This is a genomic window from Burkholderia catarinensis, assembly GCF_001883705.2.
Lineage (GTDB): Bacteria > Pseudomonadota > Gammaproteobacteria > Burkholderiales > Burkholderiaceae > Burkholderia > Burkholderia catarinensis.
In genome coordinates, this window is record NZ_MDEQ02000061.1 from 1 (window position 1) to 6,379 (window position 6,379).

At 59.8% G+C, this 6,379-nt stretch carries 7 protein-coding genes and 2 pseudogenes; 5 read left to right on the plus strand and 4 right to left on the minus strand.

Annotated elements, in window-relative coordinates:
* Window positions 1-105: 105 nt before the first annotated feature.
* Complete coding sequence (locus BFF94_RS37285; RefSeq protein ID WP_219140456.1) at window positions 106-1,401, minus strand: IS701 family transposase; 1,296 nt, start codon at window positions 1,399-1,401, stop codon at window positions 106-108.
* A gap of 63 nt (window positions 1,402-1,464) precedes the next feature.
* Window positions 1,465-1,884 (minus strand): annotated as a pseudogene (locus BFF94_RS37290) (alcohol dehydrogenase catalytic domain-containing protein); the annotation flags it as partial.
* A gap of 215 nt (window positions 1,885-2,099) precedes the next feature.
* Here BFF94_RS37290 and BFF94_RS37295 point away from each other — a divergent pair.
* Entirely contained in the window at window positions 2,100-2,501 is a 402-nt protein-coding gene (locus tag BFF94_RS37295) for a winged helix-turn-helix transcriptional regulator (RefSeq protein ID WP_246637507.1), read from the plus strand.
* 321 nt (window positions 2,502-2,822) lie between these two features.
* Here BFF94_RS37295 and BFF94_RS37300 read toward each other — a convergent pair whose 3' ends face one another.
* Window positions 2,823-3,494, minus strand: coding sequence for an SGNH/GDSL hydrolase family protein (locus BFF94_RS37300; protein ID WP_128847077.1), 672 nt, complete (start codon window positions 3,492-3,494; stop codon window positions 2,823-2,825).
* Window positions 3,495-3,769: 275 nt separating this feature from the next.
* On the opposite strand from BFF94_RS37300, the pseudogene BFF94_RS37305 reads away from it, so the two are divergent.
* The 4 genes and pseudogenes from BFF94_RS37305 to BFF94_RS37315 all read left to right on the plus strand — a co-directional run.
* Window positions 3,770-3,925: pseudogene (locus BFF94_RS37305) on the plus strand (IS110 family transposase); the annotation flags it as partial.
* 318 nt (window positions 3,926-4,243) lie between these two features.
* Window positions 4,244-4,714 (plus strand): NAD(P)H-dependent flavin oxidoreductase, encoded by a 471-nt coding sequence (locus tag BFF94_RS38125; RefSeq protein WP_246637508.1) that lies wholly within the window; start codon window positions 4,244-4,246, stop codon window positions 4,712-4,714.
* Entirely contained in the window at window positions 4,669-5,151 is a 483-nt protein-coding gene (locus BFF94_RS38130; protein ID WP_246637509.1) for an NAD(P)H-dependent flavin oxidoreductase, read from the plus strand. The genes BFF94_RS38125 and BFF94_RS38130 overlap by 46 nt, the downstream gene beginning before the upstream one ends.
* A 48-nt stretch (window positions 5,152-5,199) precedes the next feature.
* Window positions 5,200-5,907: a TetR/AcrR family transcriptional regulator gene (locus BFF94_RS37315; RefSeq protein ID WP_128847075.1), complete on the plus strand. Its 708-nt coding sequence runs from the start codon at window positions 5,200-5,202 to the stop codon at window positions 5,905-5,907.
* A gap of 44 nt (window positions 5,908-5,951) precedes the next feature.
* On the opposite strand, the gene BFF94_RS37320 is transcribed toward BFF94_RS37315, so the two are convergent.
* Window positions 5,952-6,379, minus strand: a 428-nt coding sequence (locus tag BFF94_RS37320) for an AMP-binding enzyme (protein WP_443627120.1), incomplete at its 5' end; no start/stop codon positions are given.

Here is a 6,379-nt window from a genome sequence, read left to right on the forward strand (position 1 = left end):
TCTTACTGTGTCAATAAGTCAGCATTGGACGCTGAACAAAACGGACATCGCTGGAGCCGGCGCGCGATGTAGGCAGCGATACGCCAGCGCAGCGTGGTGATGGAATCAGCCACGTGGCGCTGCGCGCGCTGGGGACCCGCGTGGCACGTAATCCGAGGGTAAGGCAAATGGATTGCGGTTCGCGGAGTTTTTTTTACTGCCGCCTTGTATAAGGCGTTGAGCAACAAGAGACCCATAGGCAGCAATACACAACGATGCATGGTGATGGAATCCACGCCAGCCGCGCCCTTCGAAGTGCCCCAAGCCGAATTCCTGCTTGAGATCCTGATAGTCCCGCTCGATACGCCAGCGCATCTTGGCGACATGAACCATACGTTCGAGCGTCGTGTCCGGGGGCATAGTCGAAAGCCAATATTTGAGTGGCTCCGCATCACCTTCAGGCCATTCGATTAGCAGCCATTGCTCATCGCGCAGTGTGGACCGCCAGTAATCGCGGTGTGAAGCACGCACACGCACGGCGGCAAAGCGCGAACTGAGCGCGGCGCACGTGCCTTCGCGCCATATCACGTTGCGATAGTGCGAGGCACCGAGCGTCAAGGCCAGATCCTTGACGCCGATCGGTTCATGTCCCGGCGCGCGCCGTAACAAGCTACGCGGCCGGCCCGACTTCCCCGTGGAGGGCTTGGGAGGGAGAGGAGCCGTGCCCGGCACCCATACGCGCGTGTTCGAGCGAATGCCCACCGCATATTGCAGCCCGAGCTCACTGACGGCCTCGCGAAACGAGGTGTCGTCTCCATAGCCAGCATCGGCCAGAACGACACCGTCGGGCGCACCGCTTTGCCGAGCTTCGCGCAATTGCCCGGCCGCAATCTCCGGTTTGGTTGCAAACTCGATTTGCTCAGGTACGCCGGCTTTCTGTCGTCGCGCAGGATCGTCGCTCCATTCACGCGGCAGATACAGTCGATACGACACCGGCAGGCTCGCGTCTTCCGTCGCGACCGACAAACTCACCGCCACTTGGCAGTTGTCCTGCTTGCCCAGTTGACCGCAGTATTGCCGCGCCACGCCGACCGAATGTCTACCCTTCTTGGGAAAACCCGTGTCGTCAATGATCCAGTACAACCCGCCCGCCGGGTCCATGTGCGGCAGCACCCAGCGCCGCACCTGCTCGAGCAGCGCCGTATCGGACCACTCCGACTTCGCTACGAAATGATGCAGCGACTGGTGCCGCGCGCTCACATGCTCTGGCTCCAGATGTGCGGCCAGCGGCTCGACGCTCTTGCGCCGAATTGGCAGCATTAGCCCTTGGCAATAGCCCTTCAATCCTGATTCACGGTCGTTATGCCCAAGCGCTTCACACAAATGTTCCAGATACGCCTCGAATGACGTCTCCCAGTCCATCATTCCTCACGCCATGGATAAAGAAGTTCCTATAATGGCATGAATTTATTGACACAGTAAGATTAGGGTGGCCGCTTCCGCGTGGCTGTAGCCTCGCGGCGCGTGCGTGAACCACTGCGCGGGCCGTACGACGTACTCGCACGCGTAGCCGTCGACGCCATCGCCGGGTATTGTCGAAAAATCGGCAATGGCCCGCCCGCCGTTGATCCATTGCGGAAAGAAACCGGATACCACCGCGTCGCCCACTGCGAATTCGGTCACGCCGTCGCCTACGGCTTCGACGACACCTGCGCCGTCTGACATCGGAATCCGCCCATCCGCCGCGGGCAGTCTGCCGGTGACGACGCCAAGGTCATGGAAGTTAAGTGAACTCGCGTGAATCTGCACGCGTATTTCTCCGGCGGCCGGGGCGCCTGGGTCCGCAAGATCGACGAGTTCGAGGCGGTTCAGTCCACCGGGCTTGCGCAGTATGATTGCTTTCATCGTTATCTTCCTTGGTGCTATGGAGAACGCGTGAATCGCGTGCAAAACCGAATCCGGAGCCGGGATCAATAAATGGGCACACACTCTCTGTCGACCGCATGACACTTCACGATTCGCGTCGGTTCGAAACCGGCAACCGACTATCGGGGGACATGTCGATCATGACAAGAACGTACAATTAAAGCCGGTACTATCAATGATGTAGGTGGAATGTCATGCGACCGAAACGTTTGGGCAGCAAGAGCGGGTGCGCTGTCGAAGTGACACTCTCCGTTATCGGCGGTCTGTGGAAACCAGTGATCCTCTTTCACCTTCTGCAAGAGAAGCGGCGCCTCATGGAATTGACGCGACTCATGCCGAACACCACCCAGCGGCTGCTCACGTTGCAATTGCGCGAGCTTGAAGCGGATGGCATCGTCATGCGTCACGTTTACCCACAGGTTCCTCCGAAGGTCGAATATGAACTGACGCCGTTCGGTCAAACGCTCGCCCCGATACTTGTCAGCCTGAGGGAATGGGGTGAGGCATATCAGGCGCGCGAGTCAAACGACTCGCCGGGGCCTGCAAAGTGCGGGGATGCTCCGAAGATGTCGAAATCGGATGTGTGTCCGTTATAGCCGTGTCGCCACCGCTCATTGAACATCTTGGCTCTGGCGCAAATCGGGACCGTTTGAGGTACAGCTGCCCTTGTTGTTCTCGATAAGCCGTTCGTCAAGTGCTGCTTGGAGCGATGGACGCCGAACCGGCGGCAGTATCGAGCAACCATGGCACGATGTTGCTGCGCTAGATGCTGCGCCGTTGTTCGGCCGGACAAACGCGGGCCTCCATACAGTCGCATGAGTCGCGACGGCATCGGTATTCGTACTGCGAATGCGGGCCGGCGTCGAATTCAATCGGCGGTCACTAATACGCCGCTTGGCTGGCCCCCCGTACCGCGATTATCGGGACGACGAGATACCAACGGGCGGATCGAGTCTCCGTAAGACCTCTGCGAGCTTCTTGCCCAATACGTGATGCTCATCGGCCGAAAAATGGACGCCGTCCACAGGGCTGACTTCGATGATCTTGCCGACGTCGAGAAAGTGCAAGCCGGCATCGAGCGCGACTTGCTCGTACAATGCCGCAAGCTTGCAGGACTTCAGCGCGCCCCCTTGGAAAATCTCGCCGAGGAAACCGATCTCGACAATCGGGGCTGGGGCCATGAGAACGACCTGTGGGGACGTTCCTGCCGGGCCTGCACGACACGCGTCCAGTTCGGCGAGCAATACACCGATTGAGATGGCGATGTCGGCCGGCGTGACTGAAAAGCGCGTTTTCAGGTCGTTCGTGCCGAGCATCAGTACCACTACGTCAATCGGCAAATGGCTTTTGAGGCAAGGCCGTAGATACGTCAACCCGTTCTTGTGCCGACCTGCGATCGGATCGTCATGCACGGTCGTACGAGCGGGAAGCCCTTCCTCCACGATTCTCCAGTCCGGGCCCAGCGTTTTCGAGAGAACACCAGTCCAGCGATCTTCGCGGTCGAAGCGCTCCAACGCGCCGGGATTCGTCATCGGACGTGTGCCGTGGGTATTTGAGTCTCCGTAGCAAAGCACAGTCTTTTGCATCATCTCAATCTCCTTGATTGTTGGTTCTTCAAAGCATTGCCAACAAGGTGCAAGCCGCGCATGTGGTAGGCCTGAACGGCATAACCCTTGGCACAGGTTTGACCCCGTTCCAGCGTTGAGTATCCGTAAGTCAGCGTGACTTTCGGTGAGGCAGGGGCTGGGCTGACGCGGAGCATTCAACGCGGGTTAGCATTGCTGCCAGAGCCGCATAGGTGGGCGTGAGCCGCACGCCGGCAACTTCCCCTCCGAGGTCAGCATGAGCAACGATAGCAGGCTGTATGTATGTTGGGTTGGATGTCCACAAGGAGTCGATCACGGTAACGTATGCGATCGACTCGGGTGAAGTCGAATTGATGGGCAGGATCGGAACGAGTGCGACGGACATCGATCGTCTTTGCAAACGGCTGCGGTTGAAAGCACGGAAGGTGCGAGTACGTCCGGCCGTAGGTACGTCGGCGGCTTCACGGCTAGCGCGCATCGCTCCAGCGCAAGAACAGTCCCGGTTTGCGTTAAACTGAACACTGATCAATTTGGCGCAACGACTGGCGAGAATGAGACGTAGTCCAGAGCGACATGCGCTGGTTCGAAGCAACCTTTTTCAGGCCGAACGTTGGCCTTAACGACGATTGATCGTAGCTTTTATGTGATGACGCAACGCTGGCGACGAGAAAGGTTCCGGAGGATTTGCGCGTTGACCATCGAAGAAAGGGGAAGCTATGACTGCAAGCAATCGTGTGACTAGGATGCTGGGTGTGACCCATCCCATCATCCAGGCTCCCATGGGATGGATTGCCAGAGCGCCGCTTGCCGCGGCCGTGTCCAATGCCGGAGCGATGGGTATCATCGAGACGTCTTCTGGTGAGCTCGATGTTATCCGCGGCGAAATCCGCAGGATGCGCCAAGTGACAGACAAGCCTTTTGGCGTCAATATCGCGTTGTCCTATGTCCGCGACCCCGGGATCGTGCGCTTCGTTGTTGATGAGGGCGTGCGGTTCGTGACGACCTCGGCCGGCGATCCCGCCCGATATTGCTCGGAGTTCAGGGCGGCGGGGCTAACGGTTTTTCATGTTGTGCCGACCCTCGCCGGTGCGTTGAAGGCGGTGGAGGCGGGAGTGGACGGCTTGATCGTAGAGGGAGGCGAGGGTGGGGCTTCAAAAGCCAGCGTGACGTGGCTTCGATGGTGCTGTTGCCGCTGGTGTGCTCGCGGGTATCCGTTCCCGTGATCGCCGCAGGTGGCTTCTGCGACGGCGCTAGTATGGCAGCAGCATTCGCGCTTGGCGCGGAGGGCATCCAGATGGGCACACGCATGCTCTCTGTGTCTGAATCACCGGTTCACGACAACTGGAAACGCGCGATCGTGGCGGCTCAGGAAACGGACACGGTCATGCTGAACCGTGGGGGGAAGGGGCCGGCGTTGCGAGCGCTGAGGACAACGCGGACCGCGCGTATCGAGCAGACATTACCGGACAACATCATGGCGGAGTTCGCGGGCATCGAAATGCTTTATTTTGGTGGCGACATGGAGGCGGCCGTGCCGCTGACGGGCCAAGTCTGCGGGCGAATCGACTCCGTGCTTCCCGTTCGCCGGATCATCGACGAGACTATCGCGCAGTTCACGCGAACGGTCGACATGTTGGCAAGTCGTTACGGATCGACCTGACCGTTGATGCTTTGCCCGACCGGGCGGTGCCTGCTACACTGCATCTCCATGAGCAAGCCGGCAACGAAAAACAAACCAGCCGCACCGAACGAGCGGACGCACAAGGGGACTCTGGGTGGCGCAATCAAACCTGAGGGGCAGTGGCATCACGGCGATCTGCGCGCTTCGCTGATCTCGTGGGGAAGCTGGCTGCTCGATAATGAAGGCATCGCGGGCATGAGCATGCGGGCGGCCGCGAAACTCGCGGGTGTGTCGCCGGGCGCACCCACCCATCATTTCAAGGACCGTAACGGGTTGCTGGCGGCCATCGCCGCGCAAGCGTTTCGTGATCTTGTGGCTTTCCGTCGCGGGCACCTCGAGAAGATCGGGGCCGACGATGCATCCGCGCGGCTGCGTGCCGTCATGCTGGCCTATGTCGAGTTTGCCCAGGCCCATCCCGCGCGTTTTCATCTCATGTTCGGTCCGGAAATCCAGAACCGGGAGCAGTATCCCGAACTCGTGGAAGCGGGCCTGGCTTCATTCCAGATGCTGCGCAGTGCCATTGCGCCTTATCTGACCGGTACCAATGCGGTGGCGCTGCGCGAAGAGGAGCTAGCGTTTGCAGTCTGGTCGGCCACGCACGGACTCGCGGTGTTGACGCTGGACGGACGGCGGATAAGGATTTCGGCCACCTGGCATGCTACGGCGCAGAAACTTGCCGATTTCGTCGTCCGGTTTTGTCTTGCTGCTTTGCAGGGGGCGGCGGACGGACACTAGTCCGATGGTCTCAGATAGCGCGGCTCTGGCCTTGCCAGTGCGGCTCACGCAGCCGCCGTTTGAATATCTTGCCGCTGTCCTCTCGCGGCAGGGATGCGTGGATTTCGATGAGGCTTGGTACCTTGTAGTTGGCAATGCGCTCGCGCAGGAATGCCTGAACCGCCGCTGCTTCGATCGCATGGCCCGCCCGCGCGCTGGACGGCTGCGGCCAGACTTTCCCCAAATTCCATGTCGGGAATGCCGAATACGGCGCAGTCCTCGATACCCGGCATCGTCAGAAGTACCGATTCGATTTCGGCCGGGTAGATGTTGACGCCGCCCGAAATAACCATGTCCGCCTTGCGGTCGCAGATGTGGAGAAAACCGTCTTCGTCGATGTACCCGACGTCTCCCAGCGTAATGAGGCCCTCGCGTTCCATGGCGACGCGCGCATCGGGGCGGTTGATGTACGTAAAGTCGGGCAACGCGTACT